General features: G+C 69.2%; 19 protein-coding genes and 2 pseudogenes. 8 read left to right on the top strand and 13 right to left on the bottom strand.

Going from position 1 to position 20656, the window contains the following annotated elements:
* A partial coding sequence (locus ABZ027_RS31705; RefSeq protein WP_356774274.1) for a carboxypeptidase regulatory-like domain-containing protein occupies window positions 1–630 on the top strand: 630 nt, incomplete at its 5' end.
* 355 nt (window positions 631–985) lie between these two features.
* On the opposite strand, the gene ABZ027_RS31700 is transcribed toward ABZ027_RS31705, so the two are convergent.
* The 5 genes from ABZ027_RS31700 to ABZ027_RS31680 form a co-directional block, all read right to left on the bottom strand.
* The gene (locus ABZ027_RS31700) at window positions 986–1921 is read right to left on the bottom strand and encodes a phosphotransferase (RefSeq protein WP_356774272.1); all 936 of its coding nucleotides are present in this window, start codon (window positions 1919–1921) and stop codon (window positions 986–988) included.
* Window positions 1922–2127: 206 nt separating this feature from the next.
* Complete coding sequence (locus ABZ027_RS31695) at window positions 2128–2289, bottom strand: hypothetical protein (RefSeq protein WP_356774270.1); 162 nt, start codon at window positions 2287–2289, stop codon at window positions 2128–2130.
* Between the two features lie 527 nt (window positions 2290–2816).
* Entirely contained in the window at window positions 2817–3851 is a 1035-nt protein-coding gene (locus ABZ027_RS31690; protein ID WP_356774268.1) for a LacI family DNA-binding transcriptional regulator, read from the bottom strand.
* Window positions 3836–4876 carry a LacI family DNA-binding transcriptional regulator gene (locus ABZ027_RS31685; RefSeq protein WP_356774266.1) on the bottom strand — a complete coding sequence of 347 codons (1041 nt, stop codon included), beginning with the start codon at window positions 4874–4876 and terminating at the stop codon, window positions 3836–3838. Before ABZ027_RS31685 ends, ABZ027_RS31690 begins: the two co-directional genes overlap by 16 nt.
* Before the next feature lie 9 nt (window positions 4877–4885).
* Complete coding sequence (locus ABZ027_RS31680) at window positions 4886–5767, bottom strand: glycoside hydrolase family 43 protein (protein ID WP_356774264.1); 882 nt, start codon at window positions 5765–5767, stop codon at window positions 4886–4888.
* Window positions 5768–6372: 605 nt separating this feature from the next.
* Between ABZ027_RS31680 and ABZ027_RS31675 the strand changes: the two genes are divergently transcribed.
* Genes ABZ027_RS31675 through ABZ027_RS31660 form a run of 4 tightly spaced genes read left to right on the top strand, consistent with a single transcriptional unit; the run spans window position 6373 to window position 10568 of the window.
* The gene (locus ABZ027_RS31675) at window positions 6373–7722 is read left to right on the top strand and encodes an extracellular solute-binding protein (protein WP_356774262.1); all 1350 of its coding nucleotides are present in this window, start codon (window positions 6373–6375) and stop codon (window positions 7720–7722) included.
* Between the two features lie 10 nt (window positions 7723–7732).
* A complete protein-coding gene (locus tag ABZ027_RS31670) occupies window positions 7733–8710 on the top strand; it encodes a sugar ABC transporter permease (RefSeq protein ID WP_356774260.1) in 978 nt (325 codons plus the stop codon).
* A 27-nt stretch (window positions 8711–8737) separates the two neighbouring features.
* The gene (locus ABZ027_RS31665) at window positions 8738–9622 is read left to right on the top strand and encodes a carbohydrate ABC transporter permease (protein ID WP_356774258.1); all 885 of its coding nucleotides are present in this window, start codon (window positions 8738–8740) and stop codon (window positions 9620–9622) included.
* A gap of 13 nt (window positions 9623–9635) precedes the next feature.
* Window positions 9636–10568, top strand: coding sequence for a glycosyl hydrolase (locus ABZ027_RS31660; RefSeq protein WP_356774256.1), 933 nt, complete (start codon window positions 9636–9638; stop codon window positions 10566–10568).
* A gap of 1024 nt (window positions 10569–11592) precedes the next feature.
* On the opposite strand, the gene ABZ027_RS31655 is transcribed toward ABZ027_RS31660, so the two are convergent.
* Together ABZ027_RS31655 and ABZ027_RS31650 are read right to left on the bottom strand one after the other, a co-directional pair.
* A complete protein-coding gene (locus ABZ027_RS31655) occupies window positions 11593–11778 on the bottom strand; it encodes a hypothetical protein (RefSeq protein ID WP_356774254.1) in 186 nt (61 codons plus the stop codon).
* A 481-nt stretch (window positions 11779–12259) separates the two neighbouring features.
* On the bottom strand, window positions 12260–13549 hold the full coding sequence (locus tag ABZ027_RS31650; RefSeq protein ID WP_356774252.1) for an MFS transporter: 1290 nt from the start codon (window positions 13547–13549) through the stop codon (window positions 12260–12262).
* A 200-nt stretch (window positions 13550–13749) separates the two neighbouring features.
* On the opposite strand from ABZ027_RS31650, the pseudogene ABZ027_RS31645 reads away from it, so the two are divergent.
* Window positions 13750–13888 (top strand): annotated as a pseudogene (locus ABZ027_RS31645) (IS5/IS1182 family transposase); the annotation flags it as partial.
* A gap of 10 nt (window positions 13889–13898) precedes the next feature.
* Here the strand turns inward: ABZ027_RS31645 and ABZ027_RS31640 are convergent.
* From ABZ027_RS31640 to ABZ027_RS31625, 4 genes are all read right to left on the bottom strand, one after another.
* The gene (locus tag ABZ027_RS31640) at window positions 13899–14444 is read right to left on the bottom strand and encodes an MOSC domain-containing protein (RefSeq protein ID WP_356774250.1); all 546 of its coding nucleotides are present in this window, start codon (window positions 14442–14444) and stop codon (window positions 13899–13901) included.
* A 244-nt stretch (window positions 14445–14688) separates the two neighbouring features.
* Window positions 14689–15204 (bottom strand): hypothetical protein, encoded by a 516-nt coding sequence (locus ABZ027_RS31635; protein ID WP_356774248.1) that lies wholly within the window; start codon window positions 15202–15204, stop codon window positions 14689–14691.
* 392 nt (window positions 15205–15596) lie between these two features.
* On the bottom strand, window positions 15597–15992 hold the full coding sequence (locus ABZ027_RS31630; RefSeq protein WP_356774246.1) for a hypothetical protein: 396 nt from the start codon (window positions 15990–15992) through the stop codon (window positions 15597–15599).
* Between the two features lie 270 nt (window positions 15993–16262).
* Entirely contained in the window at window positions 16263–17201 is a 939-nt protein-coding gene (locus ABZ027_RS31625) for a LysR family transcriptional regulator (protein WP_356774244.1), read from the bottom strand.
* Between the two features lie 89 nt (window positions 17202–17290).
* On the opposite strand from ABZ027_RS31625, the gene ABZ027_RS31620 reads away from it, so the two are divergent.
* The gene (locus ABZ027_RS31620) at window positions 17291–18211 is read left to right on the top strand and encodes a zinc-binding dehydrogenase (RefSeq protein WP_356774242.1); all 921 of its coding nucleotides are present in this window, start codon (window positions 17291–17293) and stop codon (window positions 18209–18211) included.
* Entirely contained in the window at window positions 18208–19200 is a 993-nt protein-coding gene (locus ABZ027_RS31615; protein ID WP_356774240.1) for an alpha/beta fold hydrolase, read from the top strand. The genes ABZ027_RS31620 and ABZ027_RS31615 overlap by 4 nt, the downstream gene beginning before the upstream one ends.
* A gap of 69 nt (window positions 19201–19269) precedes the next feature.
* Here ABZ027_RS31615 and ABZ027_RS31610 read toward each other — a convergent pair.
* Window positions 19270–20021, bottom strand: a pseudogene (locus ABZ027_RS31610) (transposase family protein).
* A gap of 135 nt (window positions 20022–20156) precedes the next feature.
* Window positions 20157–20615 carry a carboxymuconolactone decarboxylase family protein gene (locus ABZ027_RS31605; RefSeq protein WP_356774238.1) on the bottom strand — a complete coding sequence of 153 codons (459 nt, stop codon included), beginning with the start codon at window positions 20613–20615 and terminating at the stop codon, window positions 20157–20159.
* Between the last annotated feature and the right edge of the window lie 41 nt (window positions 20616–20656).

Here is a 20656-nt window from a genome sequence, read left to right as displayed (position 1 = left end):
GTGAGCCGGATCCACGAGGAGTGGGTCCACACGAAGGACAACGCACGGGCCGTGCGCGTGGGCCTCGCCGAGACGAGCCGGGTCATCAACTCCGCCGCCCTGATCATGATCTGCGTCTTCAGCGCCTTCGTCCTCAGCGGCACCCTCGATGGCGCGATGCTCGGCCTGGGCCTCGCGGCGGCCGTTGCCCTGGACGCGTTCATCCTCCGTACGGCGCTGGTCCCGGCGGCGATGCACATGCTGGGCAAGGCGAACTGGTGGCTTCCGGCCGGGCTGGAGAAGCGGTTGCCGCATCTGGCGGTGGAGCCGAAGGAGGACGAGGACGAGGTCCCGTCGCCGAGTGAGCCCGCTTCGGTGATCCACGGCTTCGTCCGCACGCAGGAGGGCGAGCCGGTGGAGGGCGCGGCGGTGACGCTCCTGACGAAGGGTGGGCGTCAGCTGGACCGAGTGACGTCGCTGGCGGACGGGTCGTACGTCGTGGCGGTGCCGGGGGCCGGTGAGTACCTGCTGGCGGCGACGGCTGCGCCGTACGCGTCCCGAGCGGGCCAGGTGGTCGTGGGGGACGGACCCCTCGTGCACGACGTGGAGTTGGCGGAAGTGCCGGAGAGCGAGGTGGACACGGCCAACTAGCTCAGGCCAGCCCGGCCTTGAGGACGCGCTCGACGTCCAGCACGACCTTGCCGCCCACGTCCCCGGGGAGCGTGACGAGCTCCCCGGGGACGTGGGTGCCGTGCTTGGCGTAGCGGCCCCCGTCGGTTCGGTCAGCATGTGGAGGCGCTGGTGCTTGCGGTCGACGCTCCGTGGAGGAGATCCGAGAGGCGTTCGGTCGGCGGTGCTGGATTCACTACATGCCGCATGCCGCGGTGATCGAGGTTCGTGACATCGGGTGGGCGGGCTGATGGCTGATTCCCTGCTGACGCGAGATGCCCTCCTCACTGTCACGCGGTCGGCCGGCCACTGGCACGAGAGCGAGGCGGCTGCGGTCTCAGCTCAAGCGGAAGCTGAGGAGCGCGAGGCCGGCGGCGGCAGCGCGGTGCTGGTAGGCGCGCAGTCCGGGGACGCCGGGGGGTGCGGGCTTGCGGGCGTTGCGGTGCCAGTGGCCGGTGAGTGCGGCCAGGAACGCCGGGGTGGTGTCGGGGCTGTCTGCGGTGGCGGGGTGGTCGCGCAGCAGGCGGGTGACGTCTTGGGGCGTGTGTCCGGCGAGGACCAGTTGCGAAGCGAGGGAGGCCGCGTCGATGCAGGCCGGGCCCGTGGTGGCGTGTGCCCAATCCACGAAGGTCACGCCCAGGTGGTGGTCGCGGACCATGTTGTCGGCCCTCAGGTCGCCGTGGACGATGCGGTCGCCGTGGGCGAGGGCGGGCCAGGCGGCTTCGAGTTCGGCGAGCTGAGGCAGGCGGTCGCGGGCGGCGGGGGCCAGGTCGGCCGGCGGGTCGGAGAGGAGTTCGTCCCAGCCGTGCAGAGCCGCCGCTGTTGAGGGGGCGGTGCTCACCGCTGCGGCGTACGGATCGGGGGCGGGGCTGGAGGTGAGCTTGTCCAGCAGTGCCCAGGTCCGCCCGGCGTCGCCGGAGCGCGGGGACAGGTCGGGGTGCGGGCCGTCCAGGTGGGCGATGACCACGGCGGTCCAGCCGCCGGCGTGGTGGATGCCGAGCAGTTCCGGGGCCGGGGCGCCGGGCGGCAGCGCGTCCAGGACAGCGGCCTCGTGGACGTTGGCGGTGGTCAGCGGGTCGGTGTCGGGGGCCGCTTTGACGAAGACCCGTCGGCCGCTGTCCAGGCGGAGTGCGGCGGCGAGCTGGTGGCCGAAGCCTCCGCCGGGGGTGACCGCGTCGGTGACGGACGCGCCCAGGGCGTCCTCGAGGCGGGCTCGTAGGGGCGTGGGGACGTCGGTCCATTGCAGACGGCCGCTGGTGGGCGGTACAGGCATGGGGCTGCTTTCAGAGATTGGGGTGGCGGGGTGATGGGTGCGCGCCGAGCCGGACCGCGAATCGGGCTGAGGAACGGGGTCCTCAGTGCTCCAGCTCGACGCCGGGTGCTCGTCGCCGCATCACGCGCATTCGCCTGTGTCCTCTGAGTGCAGAAGGGCAAAAGGGCGCCCGCAGGGCGCCCCTCCACTGTAGTGGTGGTGCTGGGTCACGCGCTGTCGGTCAGGGGCAGGTGGTGCAGCAGGGACGGCCCGATGCTGGCGGGCTCGGACAGGAGGTGATCGGCCCCGGCGGCGCGGAGAGCGGCTGGAGGGTGCCAGCCCCAGATCGCTCCGAGGGCGACGACTCCAGCGGCGCGTGCCGCAGTCATGTCTGTGGGGCTGTCACCGACGAATCCGCGTGCTGCGGGCCGACGTTCAATCGGCTCGGGGCGAGGTGTATCCCGTCCGGAGCCGGTTTGGGCGGCGCGTCCTGCCGGGTGATGACGACCTCCAGCAACTCGGACAGGGCCGACGGCAGCAACCACCGCAGGTGGTCGGGATCCTGGATCCCGGAGCGTGACAGCGCCGGTGGTCAGAAACTGTTGTCTTTCCGATCTTGAGTGGCGGCGTCGAACGGGAGTCCGTATCGGGTGATCGCAACTGGGCGCAGGTCAGGCGAGGAGTCCCGCCCCTCCGTCTGGAAACTTGGCGCATGCCGTGGACCCCTGCTGCCAGCCCGTCGTAACTGATCAGCGTGTGGTGGGAGAGCCGGCCGTCATGTGGGCCGTTTTCGCGCTCACCAAGCTGCCTCCGAGGAAGGCCGCTGGCTGAGCCGACGCCAAGGTCAGGGGCCCGTCTGGATGGAGGTTCACTCGGTGGCAACGAGGCTCGGTGGCTGAGTGGCAGGTGATCAGGCTCAACGGGATGAAGGCACTCCCGACGAGGCCCGTACGCGCAGGTCGTACCCGATGCTTTCGCTGCGGCCAGGCAGGTTCCGGAAGTCCTCCAGGGCCATGCGGGAGCGCAGCAGCGTTACGGCGGTGCGGGCGATCGACTCGCGTCGCAGGTCGACGGTGGTCAGCGGCGGCGAGGCGAAGCGGGCCGCCTCGATGTCGTCGAAGCCGGCAAGGGCCACGTCGTGGGGCACCTTGACGCCGCTGCGGGTCAGGACGGACAGCGCGCCGACGGCCACGACGTCGTTGAAGCAGAAGAGGGCGTCGAAGCGGACCCGATGGCGCAGCAGCCGGGTGGCCGCCCCGACGCCGGACGACGACAGGTCCGCCTCGTCCACGCCGATGACCAGGGAGTCGTCGTAGTCCACGCCGGCTTCGGCGAGAGCCGCGCGGTAGCCGCGCAGGCGGCGGGTTCCCGCCCGTCGGCCGGTTCGTTCGCCGATGACGGCGATGCGGTTCCGCTTTTGGGAGAGGAGATGGTCCACCACCGCGCGGGCGCCTTCTTCGTCGGCGGTCTCGACGTAGTCCAGGCTCAGTGCCGCGGCGCCGGCGGGGCGTTCGCCGAGTACGACCGTGGGCCGGGTCAGCGGCAGGGACAGATAGTCCTCGGGGCCGAGGGCGTGGGGTACGTAGATGAGGCCGTCCACCAGTTCCTGGTGCGCGGACAGGACGGCCCGCTCCCGCCGGGCGTCCCCGTGGGTGGAGTGGAGCACGACCTTGAGGCCCTGTGTCTGGGGTGCCCTCATGATCTGCTCGGCGAGTTCCGCGTAGAACGGCTGGCGGAGGTTGGGCAGGACCAGTGCGATGGTGTCGGTGCGGCGCGAGCGCAGGCCGCGGGCGAAGGGGTTGATGCGGTAGCCGAGTTCGTCGATGGCCGCGCGTACGCGCTGCTCGGTCTCGGGGCTGTAGGAGCCGGTGCCGTTGATGACGTTGGAGACGGTCTTCGTGGACACCTCGGCCCGTTCGGCCACCGTGCGCATCGTCACGCCGTGCCCCATGCGGCCACCCCTCCCAGAGTCGATTCACGGGTCATCAGGTCGAAGTCGGCGACGACCAGCCGGGCGGTGTCCACGGGGGCCGTGCCGTTCATACGGTCGTTCAGCAGGGCCAGCGCCTCGCGGGCGATCTGGGCCGTGCCGGGAGCGATGGAGGTGAGCGAAGGGCAGGAGTGGCGTGCGTCGTCGAGGTCGTCGAAACCGGCCACGGCCACCTGGTCCGGGATTGCGAGGTCCGCCTCCTGGATGGCGTGCAGGGCGCCCAGTGCCAGGGCGTCGGCGAAGGCGACCACGGCGTCGAAGGGGACACCGCGCTCGATCAGCCGGCGCGTCGCCTGCGCTCCGTGCTGCCGGTCCCAGTCGGGGGTGCCCACCTCGCAGACGAGTTCGGGCAGGTAGGGGAGGCCGGCGTCGCTCAGCCCGTCCCGGTAGCCGTCCAGGCGCAGGTGGGCCGCTGCCCGCTCGGGCCGTCCGGTGTGGTCGGCGCCGAGGGCGGCGATCCGGGTGTAGCCGAGGGAGGCCATGTGACCGACCATGGCCCTTATCCCCTCCTGGTTGGCCATGGCGACGCGGTCGACTGGTGCCTGGTAGGCCCGTTCCGACATGAACACCGTCGGCACGGTCCGGGCGACGGAGCGCGCCTGCTCGTCCGAGAGGCCGACCGGGTACATCACGAGGCCGGCCAGGTAGGGCCCGTGCTCGCTCGCCAGGGCGAGTTCCGACTCGGCGTCTCCGCCGGTGAGTTCGGTGAGCACGGTCAGATCGTGGCGATCGGCCTCGCGCATGACCGCTTCGGCGAGTTCGGCGTAGAAGGGCTGCGAGAGGTGGGGCAGGGCCAGGCCGATGAGTCCGGTCCGGCCGGTGCGCAGGTTGCGGGCGATCGTGTTGGGGCGGAAGTCCAGCTCCGCTATGGCGGCGTCGACCTTGCGCCGGGTGCGCTCGCTGACGCCGGGTTCGCCGTTGACCACCCGGGAGACCGTCTTGGGTGACACTCCGGCCCGCTGGGCCACATCATGCATCGTGGACATGGCAGAACCCTAGACTTCCGCCGGAGCCAGTTCGCGGAGCCCGGCACATTCGGCCGCTGTCAGCGCAAGCACCGACCCGTGGCGCAGTCCCTTGGGCATCGTGCAGTCGGCCGGGTCGGCCGCGGGCAGCCATGTCGGGCTGTCCAGACGGTCGGCGTGGAAGGGCACGTACCCGCGACCCAAGAACTCGTCCAGGAGCAGCAGCCAGCCGTTCCCTTCCGGGGCGGGAAGCACGATGGGGCCTTCGGCGTGCTCCAGGCCGGGCCGTCCGTCGACGCCGCGCCCCACGCCCTGGGTGACGGGTTCGTAGTGCGGGGAATCCAGAGTCCGCGAGCGCTCCACGAAGACGAACTTGGCGTCAGGGGCACCGGGGGTCCCGGGCAGGCGCTCGTCCTTGGTGAAGCGGTAGAACCAGCCCTCGTCCTCGACGACGGTGGAGTCGATCACCGGGTAGCCCGTGTCCAGCCACACCTGGGGGGCGGAGAAGGTCCGGAAGTCCTTGGTGGTGGCACGGAACATGCGGTGGTACGAGGGGCCGACGTGCTCCGGGTCGTCCTCCGGGTAGACGGTGGAGGCCCAGAACACCAGGTACTCCGCGCGGCCGGGATCCCAGACGGCCTCGGGCGCCCAGACGCAGCCTGCCTGCTCCGGCATGACCTCCACCCGGTGGGGGCCGTCCCAGTGGCTCAGGTCGGTGGAGTGCCACACCAGCAGGCTGCGGCTGCCGTGCGCGATGGCCCGCTCCCAGCCGCCGCCACCGTGGATGCGTAGGTCGGTGGCGATCAGGTGGAAGCCGCTGCCGTCCGCGGCGCGAATCAGGAACGGGTCCCTGGCTCCGCCGTCTGCGGGCGCGAGCGGAGGGATGCCGTCGAGCTGTTTCCACTGGCCCATCCGGGGACTGTCGCAGAGCGCGAACCGTACGCGTTCCCCATCGGCCAGATGTTCACCCGTGAAGTGGGCGAACAGGTAGCCGGCGGGCTGCCACGGTCTAGCGTCTGCGGAAGAAGGCGAGGCTGCCGCGGCCTGAGCCTCGTTCACGGTGGGTCGGGGCAAGGGAGTCTCCTCATGGTGGCTGCGCCCTGTGGCGGCGTGAGCGTCGCACTCCAAGTTCATCGATGTCAACGGAGCGGACCGCCGCCGACATGGCCGGAGATCAACTGTGGCCGAGATGAACCCGGTGAGACATGTAAGCGAAGCGGCCTCTCACCTGTGCAAAACGCGAGCAAGTGACGCGAGAGTCCGTCCTCAGGCCAACCGGAACCGAATAGAAACGTCGCGGCGAAGGGTTGACTACGATGAACCAGAGCTACATTCTGATGCCGCTTCCAGCCGTGACTTCCGGTTTCGCCGGTTCCGGCCCTCACCGCCCGACGTAGCCGCCCAGGTCGGTGGAAGCAGGTCGCCGCTGCCGCTGCCGCCTGCTTCCTGCTGCCCGATGTCCTCACTCCGCGTCGCCCGGTCGGCGTCGTCATCCACTTGCCAGAGGAGTTGGCCCCATGTCCCCATCGGCTATCAGCAGACGCTCCGTCCTCCGAAGCGCCGGATTCCTGGCCGGCGCCGCTGCCCTGAGCGCATGCGGGAACAGCAACACGGCGGCATCCAAGACCCCCAGCAAGGCCAAGAGCGGAACGCTCACCATCATGAGCGTCCAGGGGGAGATCACCGCCGCCGAGGTCGCCGCGTTCGAGGCGGCCCACCCCGGCGTCAGGATCAAGCAGATCAACACCGACGTGACCCGGCTCAACGCCATGCTGGCCGCAGGCAACCCGCCGGACGTGGTCCGCGACGCCGGCACCGACGTCACCCCCTACATCGCGAGCCGGGGCGTCGCCCTGAACCTGGACGAGTACTTCGCCCAGAGCACCGTGCTCAAAGAAGCCGACATCCTGCCCATCAACGACGTCTGGAAGTGGGACGGCACCACCCAGGGCAAGGGCTCCCGGTACGGGATCGCCAAGGACTGGTCGCAGGACGCGATGTGGTGGTACAACTCGGACATGTGGTCCGATGCAGGCCTGAAGGCCCCGGACCCGTCCAAGCCCATCAGCTACGACGAGCTGGCCGACGCCGCCAGGAAGCTCACCCGGGCCAAGGGGGGCAAGACCAGCGTCTACGGGCTCTTCACGACCACCGCGAGCATGAACCGCATCGGGTCCATGGTGGCGAGCGCCGGCGGCCGGATCCTGTCCGAGGACCTGGGCACCGCCGACTTCACCTCACCGGAGGCGATCGCCGCGCTGACCTGGCTGGTGGACGTGGCGAAGGACAAGGTCGGCTACTCGCTGATCAACCCCAGCCCCGACTGGGACGGCCCCGAGTACGTCGCGGGCAAGCAGGCCACGTCCGGGCAGGGCTTCTGGTTCGGCGGCTTCCTCGGCAGCACCGCCAAGGCGTACCAGTCCAAGAGCGTGTTCGCCGCCGCCCCGTCCCTGGGCAAGAAGCGGGTCAGTCCGTCCTTCGGTGCCGTCGGCTACTGGATCCCGGCCAAGTCCAAGAACCCCGGTGCCGCCTTCCAGTTCCTTGAGTGGTACTGCGGCGGCGCGGGTGCACACAAGCGCATCGCGGCCGGCAACGGCCTGCCCTCGCTGAAGTCGATGCTGGCCGTCGTGCCGCAGTCCACCGCGTTCGAGAAGGCCGCGTTCAAGGTCCAGTCCGACGAACTGCACTACGTCGACGTCCTGCACAACGCCACGCCGTACGCGCAGACCACCGCGCTGGACACCACCCTCGCCAAGACCTTCACCGCCATGGTGGGCTCGGGCGCTTCGGTTGCCAGGCTGGGGGATCAGCTCACCAAGGACGTCAACGCCCTGCTGGCCAGCGGCAAGAAGCTCGTCGGAAAGTAGGCCACTGGTCATGCGACTGCGAAGTGAGCGGGCCGCCGCGCCGGTACGGCGGCCCCGGCGCAGCAGCCGCCGGGGCGAGGCGCTGGCCTTCTACGGCTTCGTCTCACCCTGGCTGATCGGCACCGCGCTGCTGACCGTCTTCCCGGTGGGATACGCCTTCTACCTGAGCTTCACCGCCTGGGACGGCATCGCGCCGTTCAAGCCATGGGTCGGCCTGGACAACTACCGTGAGGTCCTCACGTCGGCGGACACCATGTCGTCCCTGGGCAAGACGCTGATGCTGGTGGCCATCGTCGTCCCCACGACGATCGTCGGCAGTCTGCTGCTGGCCTTGCTGCTCAACGAGCGCGTCCGTGGGCGGACCGTCTTCCGGACCCTCATCTACATCCCGGCGATCGTGCCGCCGGTCGCGGCGTCCCTCATCTGGAAGGTGGCCTTCGACCAGAACTCCGGGGGCGTCAACCGGTTCCTGCACATCTTCGGCGTCAACGCGCTGATGTGGCTGACCGGCAGCCGGGCCTTCATCGTCCTGATCGTCGTCCTGCTGTGGGGCATCGGCGCGGGCCTCATCATCAACCTCGCCGCCCTGCAGACGGTGCCCATCGAGCAGTTGGAGGCCGTGAGGCTGGACGGCGGAGGCGCCTTTACCGCCTTCCGGCATGTGACCCTCCCGGTGATCTCGCCGGTCCTGCTCTTCCAGACCGTCCTGGTCACCATCACGACACTGCAGACGTTCGTTCCGGCCCTGCTGCTCTCCCCGATCAGCGACGGCGTCGCCAACGTGTACACCAACATCCCCAACGCCAACCGGGTCTACATGGTCGACGTCTACTCGCAGTTCTTCGCCTACTCCCGGTACGGCTACGGCTCGGCGATGCTCACGATCTTCTTCCTGGTCATCGTCACCATGACCGCCGTGATCTTCAAGGTGGCCGGACGGAGCGTGTTCTACGCCGTCGACCCGAACGCCGCCTCGAAGGAGGGCTGATCCGCCATGCCGCTCAAGGAAAGCCCCGTGACCGCTGTCGTGCCCGTCACGCCGGCTGCCGCACAGCCCGCCGCCCCGGCACCGGCCCGGCGCCGCCGACGCAGCCGTAAGAAGCTGCTGGTGTTCACGGTCCTGCTCGTCATCTCCGTGCTGATGGCACTGCCCTTCGTGGAGCTGCTGATCAGCTCGCTGCGGCCGGCCGACGAGATGTCCTCCGACACCTGGCTGCCGTCGGTGCTGGACTGGCACAACTACGCCGACGCCGTGAAGACCATCCCGTTCTGGCGGTTCGGCCGGAACTCGGTGATCCTGGCCGTCGTCAACGCCTTCCTGACCACCATCAGCTCGGCGCTCGTCGGCTACGGCTTCGCCCGGCTGCGCGCCCCGGGCAAGAGCCTGCTGTTCGGCCTGCTCATCTCGACCATGATGGTGCCGCAGATCGTCACCCTCATCCCCACCTACCTGATGTTCGCCCAGCTCGGCATGGTCGGCACGTACTGGCCGTGGGTCCTGTGGGGCTCCGCCGGGGCGCCGTACGCCATCTTCCTGTACCGGCAGTTCTTCTCCAGCTTCCCCAAGGAGCTGGAGGAGGCCGCGGTCATCGACGGCGCCGGCCGGATCCGGGTCTTCTTCCAGATCTTCCTGCCTCTGTCCCGTCCGCTGATGGTCACGGCCTTCGTCCTGGCGTTCAACGCGGTGTGGGGCGACTTCATCGCCCCGAACCTGCTGCTCGACCAGTCGAATACCACCCTCGCGGTCGGCGTCGGCCAGGGCTACGTCAACAACAAGGGCTTCCCGCTGCCCAACCTCCTGGCAGGCGGTGCGGTCCTGTACCTCGTCCCCGTCATCCTGCTCTTCCTCGCCGCCCAGCGCTCCTACGTCCGGGGCTTCGTCAACTCCGGTCTCAAGTAAGGGAGATGCCCACGTGACAGGCACAGCGAGCGGACCGCTGTTCCGTGACCCGATCCACGACGGTGCCGCCGACCCGGTGGCTGTCTGGAACCGTCGGACCCGCGAATGGTGGCTCGTCTACACAAGCCGCCGGGCCACCGCTGCGGGCCCCGGTGTCGCCTGGGTGCACGGCACCGATCTGGGAGTCGCCGCATCCGGCGACGGCGGCCGCACCTGGACGTACCGCGGCACCCTGGACGTCCCGGACCCCGAATGGGGGCGCAACACCTTCTGGGCGCCGGAGATCGTCTGGCACGACGGGCTGTACCACATGTACGTCAGCTGGATCCGCGGTGTGCCCGACGACTGGACGGGAGGCGCCGAGATCCGCCACTACATCAGCCCCGACCTGCTCGTGTGGACGTATGTCGCCACCCTGGACCTCGGCTCCGACCGGGTGATCGACGCCTGCGTCTTCCCGCTGCCCGGCGGTGGCTTCCGGATGTGGTTCAAGGACGAGACGCACGGCTCGGTCACGCACGCAGCCGACAGCCCCGACCTGTACCAATGGCGGCCGGTCGGCCCGGCCGTCACCCACCGGCCGCACGAGGGCCCCAACGTCTTCGAACTCGGCGGCACTCACTGGATGATCGTCGACGAGTGGCGCGGGCAGGGCGTGCTGCGCTCGGACGACCTGGAGCGCTGGGAGTACCAGGGGCTGATCCTCGACGTTCCCGGCAGCCGCCCCGACGACGGCGGATTCGGCTACCACGCCGACGTGGCCGTCCAGGGGGAGACGGCGTACGCCTTCTACTTCACCCATCCCGACCGGACGCCGCAGAGCGACGACGCGGACTACTCGCATCGCCGTTCCTCGCTTCAGGTGGCCGCCCTGCGGGTGACCGCCGGCCGGCTGACCTGCGACCGGAACGAGCCCGTCGAACTCAGCCTGGCATCCGAATCCTGAGGCCACCGCACCATCCGCACCGGTGCCCCGCACCACCGCGCCGGCACCCGAACCGCCACTTCCCGGAGGCCGCGCGGATTCGACGGCCTGAAGGATGTCGTCGAGCACTCCATGCTCACCGTCCTGGACGGCGGCGTGCTGCGCGCAACCCTCCCCGCCCTGTCTCGGAACGTGATCCACCTCGCCTGAGGCCGACAACGCTTCTGCCCGGCTGGATTCCGGCCCTACCCAGCCCGCACAGCAACGCCAGACGCGGTGATGCGCACCGCACCGCCGCAGTGCGCATCACCGAGCTGGGAGTGCCCACCGGATACACACCGCACCAGTTGACGCAGGTGATGGTGGGCGGGCGGGTGCGGAGCAAGAGCTCTCCCGCCGGTGGCCGGTGCGCACCGCGGTACGCACATGACGCGCACCGGCGCGTCGGCGGCGAGTTCATCGCGTCGGCAGTGCGCGCACCGGTGCGCAGGGTGCGGACATCGGTGCGCGTCTGGTGCGCGTGATGCGGTGATCGTCGTTGAGGAGATCCGGCGGCGAGTCCTGCCCGCAGGTCGCCCCGACGGCTGACCCGGCGACTGCGTCCCCGTCCCGCAGGACGGATCCCACCGCACTGTCCTGAGGTGCACCGCGCGCAGGGCCCATATCTGCCGCGACGTGCGCGATCGGACGAGTCTCACATCGTTCGATCAGACGGCGACGCCCCTCCATCGACAGCGGTGCGTTGGCATGAGTTCTCACCTGTCCGTGCCCTTGCCGTCGCACGTGACGGATTGGGCGAGCCAGTCGGCGAGAGCGCGATGCACGCGCGACGGCGTTTCGACAGGGGCGAGGTGCCGCCCCACCTCGCCCAGCGTGATCACGGGTGGACTTCCGGGGAGCAGGCCTTGCTGACCTCAAAAGCACGAGCCGTCTTCACGGAGGCGGAGACTGCCCTCGGTCGCCTTCGGGCCCTCGCGGTTCTCGACGTGGAGACAGTACGGGGATGCCGCGCAACCCTGGCCGAACGGGCAAACCTGGCACTTCTTCAGAGCAGGACGGCGCCAACTTTCTCGTGCTGCAGCAGGTCCTGGTCCTGGAGAACCTCAGCGACCGGGGCGTGCAGGCGCGGTTCGACGGCGACCTGGTCGTTGCCGATGAGGACAGGCGGCCCCATGCCGCCGGCGCCATCCTCCTGGAACCCGGCGAGAGGAGCCGGGACGTCTATCTGCAACGCGAGTTCACCATCAGCAACTCTCGGAGAACTTCACCCGCGAAGCAGGCCGGGCAGGCGCTCCACGGTGGCGTGGTCGGGGTCGGGAAGTTCCGGGGGGAAGTGCCGCTCCAGAATCTCCACCACGTGTGCAGGCCGACGACACCGGTGGTGTCGGCGTGCGCCTGGACCAGTTCGGTCAGGGCTGGGTCCCGCCTTGCAGTCCGGGCACACTTCGCCTTCCGTCTCCGCGAAACCCTGCATCGAGATGCTCCCCTCCGTCTGCCTGGAGAGCACGAGCCTGCCACGGATGATCACCGGCTGATCAGAGCTTCGCCCCCAGCACCCGGCTTGGTGCATTCGCGGTATGACCGACGAGCTCGGATACATGGAACTGGACCTCCGCGGCGCGGAGTTGCTGGGAACATCATCGAGACCGGCAGCGACTCCTACCGTCTCGCCACCACCAGTTACCCAGGCCCAAGATGCCACCGCGAGCTGATCAGTCGTTGCTCTCCCCGGCAGCGGCTTCTGCGCCGTTCCGTGTCAGGTCAGCTGTCGAGGGATCGAGTTCGTCGCCAGTACGAGCCCTCCGGGCGGGAGAAACCGTCAGCACGAGTGCCTGGACAACTGCTCCGGACAGTCCGATCCACAGGGCGAAGCGATAGCTGACATGGTCGGCGAGTACTCCGCCAAGTGGTGCCCCCACGGCTACCATTCCCCAGTTCATCGAGCGGATCGTCGCGTTCATCCGCCCGCGCAGCCGATCGGGTGTCACCGCCTGGCGGTAGCTCATCTCCACCGGGCTTTCGATGCCGATGGCCAGGGACACGAGGAAGAAGCCGAGCGACACAGAGGCAAGAGCCCACGGTCCACGCACGGCCAAAACCAGGGGCAGCCAGCCGATGGCGGCGAGCAGGCGGAAGGCGATCAGAGTGGCGCCGACGTCCAGTCTTCTGGCCACGCGACCGGAGAGCGCACCCCCGAGTATCACGCCGACACTCGCGCAGGCATAGGTGACCCCCAGACCGAATTCCCCGATCTTGAGGCTCTGCAGGGCGAAGACCACGAAGACCGTGCTCACCATGCTGTTGAAGAGGAGCATCGCGTGCGAGGTCAGGGCGATGGACGCCAGCGTGCGGTGCCGGTAAACCCATGCCACGCCCTCGCGCAGCTCGCTGCCCAGGCTGCGCCGTGCGCCTCGATCGGGCACGGGGTCGGGCGCCTTCACCGACGCGAGCAGCAGGCCGGATATCAGATAGGTGACGGCGTCCACCAGCACGGCCAGCGGTGCTCCCATGATTTTGATCAGTACCCCGGCGATCAGCGGGCCGGTCGAACCGGCCACCGCGTCGGCCTGTTGCACCCGGGCGTATCCCGCGTTGAGCAGCTCTTTCGGTACCAGCTGTGGCACATACGACTGGTTCGCCGCCTCGAACAGCAAGGACAGCACTCCGAACACGAAGACGACCATGCACAGCGCGGGGATGCTGAGCCGATCCAGCGCATACAGCACCGGTATCGCACCGAGCAGGACCGCCCTTCCGAGGTCCGTGACGACCATCATCGGCTTGCGCCGCCAGCGGTCCACCACGACCCCGGCTATGAGTCCGAAGAGCAGATACGGAACCCAGCGGGCCGCGTTGACGACGCCTACCTCTGTGGCGGATGCGCTCAGCACCACGGCGGTAAGCATTTGCAACGCCAGCCCCGTGACCTGAGAACCGAACGCAGACACAGCCGAGGCAGTCAAGAAACGTACGTACCCAGGGACTTCCACCAGGCGCGGCATGACCGGACCGTATCAGCGAAGATCACCGGCAGACGATGGCGGAACAAGTCACCCAACCACGGCAGCCATGCCCCGGCTGCTGCCGCCGGACGTCAGGCGGCGCTGAACTCGTGGCGGGGCCGCCGTGCCACTCCACCCACTCCGAGGTCCTGGACCGTGAGTGAGACAGGCGTCAACCGCAGCCACATCGTCCCTCGTTGGCCAACAAGCAGCGCACCTCCGTCGAACGGTGCATCAACCGACTCAAGCAGTGTCGAGACCTGGCCACGCGAGCGGACCGCCTACCAGGCCGCACTCCCCCTCGCCGCCATCCTCATCTGGGCACGCCGGTGGCCACGGAACAAAAAACCTAGACCCGTTCCAGCGGGCGGTGGGGAAGGGGCGGGGGCTCGACCCCGATGGAATCGTCGGAGCGGACCGTCCCTCCACGGCGGACCACAGCCATGACGCCGCACTTGAAGGTGAACTCGCCGGACAGGGGATCCATGGCGAAGACCTCACCGAGCAGCCCCTGGCGGAAGTCGTTGATCTTCGAGCACGGGTTACGCAGTCCTGTCACCTCGAGCACTGCCTCCTCCCCGAGATGGAGCAGAGCGCCGGTGGGCAGGCCCAACAGGTCCACCCCGCGCGTGGTGATGTTCTCGCCGAGCTGGCCCGCCGAGACCTTGAAGCCCTTGAGCCTGAGATCGTCGAAGAGTTCCTCGTGCATCAGGTGGACCTGGCGCAGGTTGGGCAGGTCCGGCTCGTAGGTCATGCGGAACTGGTGGCGGATCGTCTCACCTGCGTGAACGTCTCCTTCCACTCCGAGCCCCGTGAGCAGCGTGATGGAATCGCGAGTGGGCTTGCTGAACGAGTACACCTCGTTACGGCTCACTGCGGCGACCTGACCAGGCATCCGCCCTCCACCTGTTGTCGTACTGCGGCCGGTCGATCATAGAGGCGGTACAACCAGCTTTGTGAGCGAGGCAGGTGAGCGGACCTCATCGAGCGGATGCGTCAGGTCCGGCACCCGACCGGCACCGTCCCGTGAGTGAACACCAAGGAGACAGCTTTCAGCTCGGTCCGCGGCGCCCCTGCGGTGGGAGAGAGGAGGACCGGAGTGCGGGGCGCTGAACCCGGTGCCCGTACCCGGCGGCGTGTCATGCGGCGAGCCAACCGACCGTGTCGATGACCTCTCGAGCCGCGTCCTCCTCCGACCTTTCGTGCGTGGAGACGAGGAAGTCCCGAATCTTGTCGAGATCGTTCCGCGCGTGGTACACGTCGACCCAGCTGCGCAGGCCCTCTCGCCAGAACTCGTTCGGCTCACGCGCCGTGACCCGCTCCTTCAAAACGGTTTCCGGCGCGGTCAGCTCGCACACGGCGAGGCTCGCGCCGGGGAGGGCCTCGCGCAGGAGCACCAGTTCCTCCTCGTCCGCGATGACGCTTGGCAGCAGGAGTCTGAGATCGGGGACCGCGGCGTAGCGGGGCCAGATGGCCTTGAGGTTCTCGCGCGCGAAGGAACGGCCCTGGTCGGGATGCACCAGCGAGATCTCATCCAGGTCGATCACCCCGTGAGCCAGATCGGCCTCCCGCAGGATTTCCGAGACGGCCCGCGCCAGGGTCGTCTTCCCGGCGCCCGGCGATCCGTGCAGGACGAGCGCATCGATGTTTTCCACGAGCTGAACTTATTGGCGGCAGCCGGGAGCGCTCAACCACCTTTCGGCCGCCTGGTTCGCACATCCTGCGGCGGTGCAGCAGGGTGCAGCCCAGCGGCGCACCGGGAGCCGGGTGCGACCGGTCTGCTCGGCCCGCACCCCGACCGGGTACGGCGCTACCGAAACCGCTGTGCAGAGACTGCCTAGCTGTGCTGTCCGCACAGGTTGGTGACGCGGCTGGCTGGGGTGTGGCTCCGGCGCAGGTCAGACCCTCCTTCAAGTAGGCCAGCGCCTCGCAGGCGCCGTAGGTGTCGAAGGTCAATCAGGGCACGGCCATTGCCGGAAAGTACCGCGTCCCGAAGGCGGGTGGTGACAAGGACCTGCCCTCGGCCTCCAAGCGGAGCTCGCGGCCCTCAGTCACGCATCCCAGCAGGATCAGCGAGGTCGCCAAAATGATCAGCCAGGACCCGGGTGGTGACGGCCAGCCATTCCCGGAAGGCCCGCGCGTCGGTCTCGACATCCTGCCCTGACGAGTCCGGTACCCGGAGCCGCCAGGCGGCCCGAATATAGGCAGTGATCACTTGTGCAGTCTCGGTGGCATCGATCCACATCACCAGCTCAGTGCCTTCAGCCGGGGCGGCGTGGGCGCAGGCGGCGGCCAGCTGGGCCTTTCCCACCCCGCCCCCGCCTGCCAAAACCTGGGTGAAGGCGACAGCGGCGCGTCCAATCCGTGCTTCCTCGATCTGGTTCCGCACGCTTTTACGAGGCTGGAAAGCAGAGGCCAGCGCCGGCACGATGCCAAACTGCACCGGCCACAGCACAGCTGGGTCGATGGGAGCGGGCGGGGTGGTGAAGGAATCCACTTCTGGCCGCCGACCGGCGGCACGAGGCCGGCCGCCCCGGTTGCGGTTCCGCTCCGCCCGGGCGCGGGCAAGTAGCCCCAGCCACTCGCCTTCCGACCGAGATGGATACCTACCTACCGCCTCCTTCTGGAGGAAAGAAACCAATGCCCAGACATACCGCGGTGCAGACGGCCTTCAAGGAAAGCCGCGGTGGCGCTGTCTGCACCGAGGTCATTCTCACCTGGGGCCAGGACCGCTTGGTGGTGGTTCGGGCAGCCAGTCGCGAGCCGGGTCGTACTCCAGCCATCGCCTGCGCCCAGCTTCTCCCGCGCAGGCGGCGGTGAGGCTGTTCAGTCCCGGGTGCCCGTTGCCGGTGCGCCACAGCAGTGACCAGGCGTACAGCGGTGTGGGATCGACCAGGGGGACGGAGCACAGTCCGGGGACCTCCGGCAGTGGCACATCCGCAGGTACCAGCGAGAAGCGTCGCGGCTCTTCCGTCACCTCGGCAAGGAAGTGGGCCAGCCCCAGGTTGACGCTCGTCGCCGTGTTCTGGATGCCGAACCGGTCGGCGAACCGGTGGAGGAAGTCGAGTCGGTTCAGCGGGCCGGGCGCCCACAGCATGCTGCCGCGCAGCTGGTCCGGTCGCAGCGCCGGTTCGGCTGCGAGCGGATGGTCCTCGCTCAGTACGGCATCCACCGGCTCGAGGCGGACGAGGCGGTGGGCAAGGCCGGCGGGCAGCGGGGGGTGGACCCGGCCGAAGGCCGCGTCGATGTCGCCGCGCAGCAGTGCCGTCGTCACCGACGGCAGATCGCGCCCGTGCCCCAACGTCAGCTCTCCGGCCCGTGCGGCGACTTGGGCCAGCGTCCGCATCGGCGCGTAGAGGTGACCCCAGACGTCTACGCGCAACGGATCATCCGTGACGACCACTGCCGCGACGGCGGCGTCGGCGGCGGCCACGGCCTGCCGGGCCGGCAGGAGGAAACGCTGTCCGGCCTCGGTGAGGCGTACGCCGTTGCCGCCGCGCTGGAACAGTTCGGTGCCGAGCAGGAATTCCAGCCGCGCGATCCTCTTGGACAGCGCCTGCTGGGAGATGGCGAGCTGTCCGGCCGCCCGTCCGAAGTGCAGTTCCTCGGCGGTGCGCACGAAGGCACGTACGTGCGCCACGTCGAGATCCATGGCTCCCACCATAGGCGACAACCAAGGGTTGTCGGCTGTGCTTGTTCGTTGTTGGATCGCGGGGCGGCCGCGGAGGTTGCATCCTCCTCATGCAGAGACTGATTCCCACGGGAGAAGCGGCGTGCCCGGTCACCTTCGCCGAGGTCCCACAGGCCGAGCCGGAGCCCTGTGAGGTACTGATCAAGGTCGAGGCGTTCGCCCCGAACAGGGGCGAGACGTTCCTCCTCGAACACCCCCGGCCGGAGCTGCTGCCCGGCAAGGACGTCGCGGGGCTCGTCGTACAGGCGGCAGCCGACGGATCCGGCCCCGACATCGGCACCCGCGTGGTCGGGCACCCGGCGCAGGGCGGCTGGGCCGAGTACGCCGCCGTGCCCACGCACTCGCTCGCGGTGCTCCCCGACAGCGTCGACAGCGTACGGGCGGCGGCCCTGCCGCTGGCCGGGATCACTGCCCTGCGGCTGCTGCGTACGGCCGGCTCGCTGACCGGCCGGCGGGTGCTGCTGACCGGCGCCTCAGGCGGCGTCGGCCACTACGTCACGGAGCTGGCCGTCGGCGCGGGAGCCGAACTGACCGCGGTGACGGCCACTCCGGAACGCGGCGAGCGGCTCGCGGAGCTGGGCGCGAAGGTGGTCCACGAGGTCGCGGCGGCCCAGGGGCCGTTCGATGTCGTGCTGGAGTCCACGGGCGGGCCGGATCTGCCCCTCGCCCTGTCGAAGGTGTGCCCGGGCGGCACACTCGTCTGGTTCGGTCAGGCGAGCCGTACTCCGGTGACCCTCGACTTCTTCCAGCTTCTCGGCGGGCCTGAGCGAGTCACGATCCAGCACTTCCACTACGCCGGCGCGCCGTACGACTCCGACCTCTCGGCACTGGTGCGCCTCGTGGCACAGGGCCGGCTGCACCCGGAAATCGGCCGCATCACCAACTGGGCACAGACCGCCGACACCTTGGTCGACCTACGGGAGCGCCGGATACGCGGCAAGGCCGTCCTGCTGACCGGAGGGGCACGATGAACGCCACCGAGTTCGCCGCCGCCCAGTGGACACGCGCCACCGGTGCGGGCGTGGACCCGCACGAATACCAGCGCGTCACCGCCAACCTCACCTCCGTCACCGAGTGGGGCCCGTCCTTCCTGCGCACCGGGCACAGCTACCTCCAGCGCGCGGAGCACGCGAGCTCACCCCTCTCGGTGGGTGAATACCTGCTGATGGCGGCCCGGTGGTTCCACCTGGCCACCTTGGCACCGTACGCGGAAACACCGCGGGCCGCCGCTGAGGCGGATCACGCGTTAAGCCGGGCGCTCACCGTGCTGGAGCCCGGTGCGCGGCGGGTGAGCGGCGAGGGATTCACCGGCTGGCTGCGTGGCCCCGCCGACGCGCCGGGGACCGTGGTCGTGGTCCCCGGCCTGGACTCGGCCAAGGAGGAATTCCTCGACCTGGTGTCTGCGCTGCTGGCCAGGGGTCTCGCGGTGTTCGCGATGGACGGCTCCGGACAGGGCGTGCTCGCGGCCACTACGGCCTTCGTCCCGGACTACGAGCGGGTCGTAGGCCGGGTCATCGACGCCCTCGGGCTCGCCCGCATCGGGCTCGTCGGACTGAGTCTGGGCGGCTATTTCGCGGCCCGGGCCGCGGCGCTGGAGCCACGCGTGGCGGCCGTCGCCACCGTCAGCGGCCCCTTCCGCCTCGACTGGGAGGAACTCCCCCAGCCTGTAAGGGACATCATGACCCAGCGCACCGGAGGAGCCGACGCCGCCCGCGAGTTCGTACGGCACGTGGACCTCGCCGCCCTGGCGCCGCGCATCGCGGCCCCGCTGCTGGTCGTGGACGGCGGCCAGGACGTCATCCCCGGCGTGACGAACGGCGAGCCCCTGGCCCGCCTGGCACCGCGCGGTAGCTACCTGTCCGTCCCACACGGCGACCACCTCCTCGGTAACGCGCGGCCCGACTGGCTGCCCCACCTCAGTGACCACCTCACGCGCACCCTGACAGGAGCACTGGTATGAACCGTTTCACCGACAAGACCGTCCTCATCACCGGCGACACCAGCGGCATGGGCCTAGTCTCAGTGAAGATCACTTCCAGTGCCCGTTGAGGACGAGTGCGGCGCGGGCTATGTCGCCGATTCTGCTGGGACCGAGTGTGACGTGCTTGAGGATTCGCCAGCGTTCCGTCAGTTCCGCCGCGGTCCGCTCGCCGCGCGCCCGAACGCGCCTGATCATCGCATTCGTGGCGCGGGTTCCTCGGTCCAGGGTGGTCTCGGAGCGGCCTTTGGGGCGGCGTACGAAGCGTGGAGTGCGAGCACCGGCCCGGGGCCGTGGGTGGATACGGGCCGCGGTGATGTCCGGAGTGGAACCCGGCTCGACGTCGGAGACTCACAAGGGGGTACCGCCCGGCGCGACCAGGAACTCAATGTTGCCGCCGAAGCTCTGGTGCTTCTGGGAGAACCACAGGTCGTTGCCGTTCTCCCGGACCCCGGCCAGCCGGTCACAAGCACTCACCGTGCCGTCAGCACCGCGTGTGTCATCCCCTCGGCGCGGCAAAGGTCCAACACCTCGTGCAGATCAGGAGCTTGGGCGGCCAGTACGCCGATGCCTTCACGGAGGTAGCGGTAACCAGTGGCCTGCGAGATCCCTGCGTCCCGGGCCAGGCAGTGCACGCAGCCGCGTTCTCGGAACCACCGCAGCACCAGTACCGCCTGACGGAACGGATCCAGGGCGCGAGAGCCCTTCGGCGTGCCGATCCCGCGCCGGTGAGCGGCCGGCAGTCGGGCGAGGAACTCCACGATGTGGCGTGGGACGTCGAGCGCGGCAGCATGGGTGACCAACGTGAAGCCTCTGGTTCGAGCGGGCACGATCTTGGCAGACCAGTCCTACCAGGGGCTTCACGCTTGCCCGGCCCCGTGGCCCACCCGGAGATCATTTCGCTGGGGAAGCCTCAGCGGGTACAAGCCACTCTGGGCTCAGCCCCAGGTCCTGCCGGCCGGTTCCTGGATGGTGCGGTTGATCCGGTTGAAGAAGTTGGTCAGCGCGATCTCCAGGTTGATCGCGCCGATCTGCTCCTCAGTGAAATGGGCGTTGACCTCTTCCCAGATCTCGTCGGTGACGCCCTGCGCACCATCCTGCAACCGAGTGGCGGCCTCGGCCAGCGCCAGTGCCGCGCGCTCCGCATCGGTGTAGAACGGTGCTGCGCGCCACGCTGCGACGTTGTGCAGCCGCTCGTCGGTGTCACCGGCCTTCTTCCCGCCGGCGACACTGGCGTAGACGCACGCCGAGCAGCTGTTGATCTGGCTGGCGCGCAGGTGGACCAGCGCCAGCAGCTTCGGGTCGACGCCCCCGGTGGCGATCGCCTTCTGGAGGTGCTGGATCGCGGTCCACACATCGCGGTTGTTCGTGTTCTTGTTCTTGAGCCGGTTTTCCATGGGGAGTGCTCTCCTTCATCGGGTTACGTTGCGGCGCCTAT

It is taken from the genome of Streptomyces sp. NPDC006332 (assembly GCF_040612855.1).
Classification (GTDB): Bacteria; Actinomycetota; Actinomycetes; order Streptomycetales; family Streptomycetaceae; genus Streptomyces.
This window is presented reverse-complemented; position numbering and strand designations above follow the sequence as displayed.

Coding starts and splice junctions, on each gene's coding strand:
- ABZ027_RS31670 (WP_356774260.1), top strand. CDS start 7,733: ATGCGACTGCGAAGTGAGCGGGCCGCCGCGCCGGTACGGCGGCCCCGG.
- ABZ027_RS31605 (WP_356774238.1), bottom strand. CDS start 20,615: ATGGAAAACCGGCTCAAGAACAAGAACACGAACAACCGCGATGTGTGG.
- ABZ027_RS31650 (WP_356774252.1), bottom strand. CDS start 13,549: ATGCCGCGCCTGGTGGAAGTCCCTGGGTACGTACGTTTCTTGACTGCC.
- ABZ027_RS31675 (WP_356774262.1), top strand. CDS start 6,373: ATGTCCCCATCGGCTATCAGCAGACGCTCCGTCCTCCGAAGCGCCGGA.
- ABZ027_RS31625 (WP_356774244.1), bottom strand. CDS start 17,201: ATGGATCTCGACGTGGCGCACGTACGTGCCTTCGTGCGCACCGCCGAG.
- ABZ027_RS31640 (WP_356774250.1), bottom strand. CDS start 14,444: ATGCCTGGTCAGGTCGCCGCAGTGAGCCGTAACGAGGTGTACTCGTTC.
- ABZ027_RS31685 (WP_356774266.1), bottom strand. CDS start 4,876: ATGTCCACGATGCATGATGTGGCCCAGCGGGCCGGAGTGTCACCCAAG.
- ABZ027_RS31690 (WP_356774268.1), bottom strand. CDS start 3,851: ATGGGGCACGGCGTGACGATGCGCACGGTGGCCGAACGGGCCGAGGTG.
- ABZ027_RS31615 (WP_356774240.1), top strand. CDS start 18,208: ATGAACGCCACCGAGTTCGCCGCCGCCCAGTGGACACGCGCCACCGGT.
- ABZ027_RS31700 (WP_356774272.1), bottom strand. CDS start 1,921: ATGCCTGTACCGCCCACCAGCGGCCGTCTGCAATGGACCGACGTCCCC.
- ABZ027_RS31695 (WP_356774270.1), bottom strand. CDS start 2,289: ATGACTGCGGCACGCGCCGCTGGAGTCGTCGCCCTCGGAGCGATCTGG.
- ABZ027_RS31680 (WP_356774264.1), bottom strand. CDS start 5,767: ATGGGCCAGTGGAAACAGCTCGACGGCATCCCTCCGCTCGCGCCCGCA.
- ABZ027_RS31620 (WP_356774242.1), top strand. CDS start 17,291: ATGCAGAGACTGATTCCCACGGGAGAAGCGGCGTGCCCGGTCACCTTC.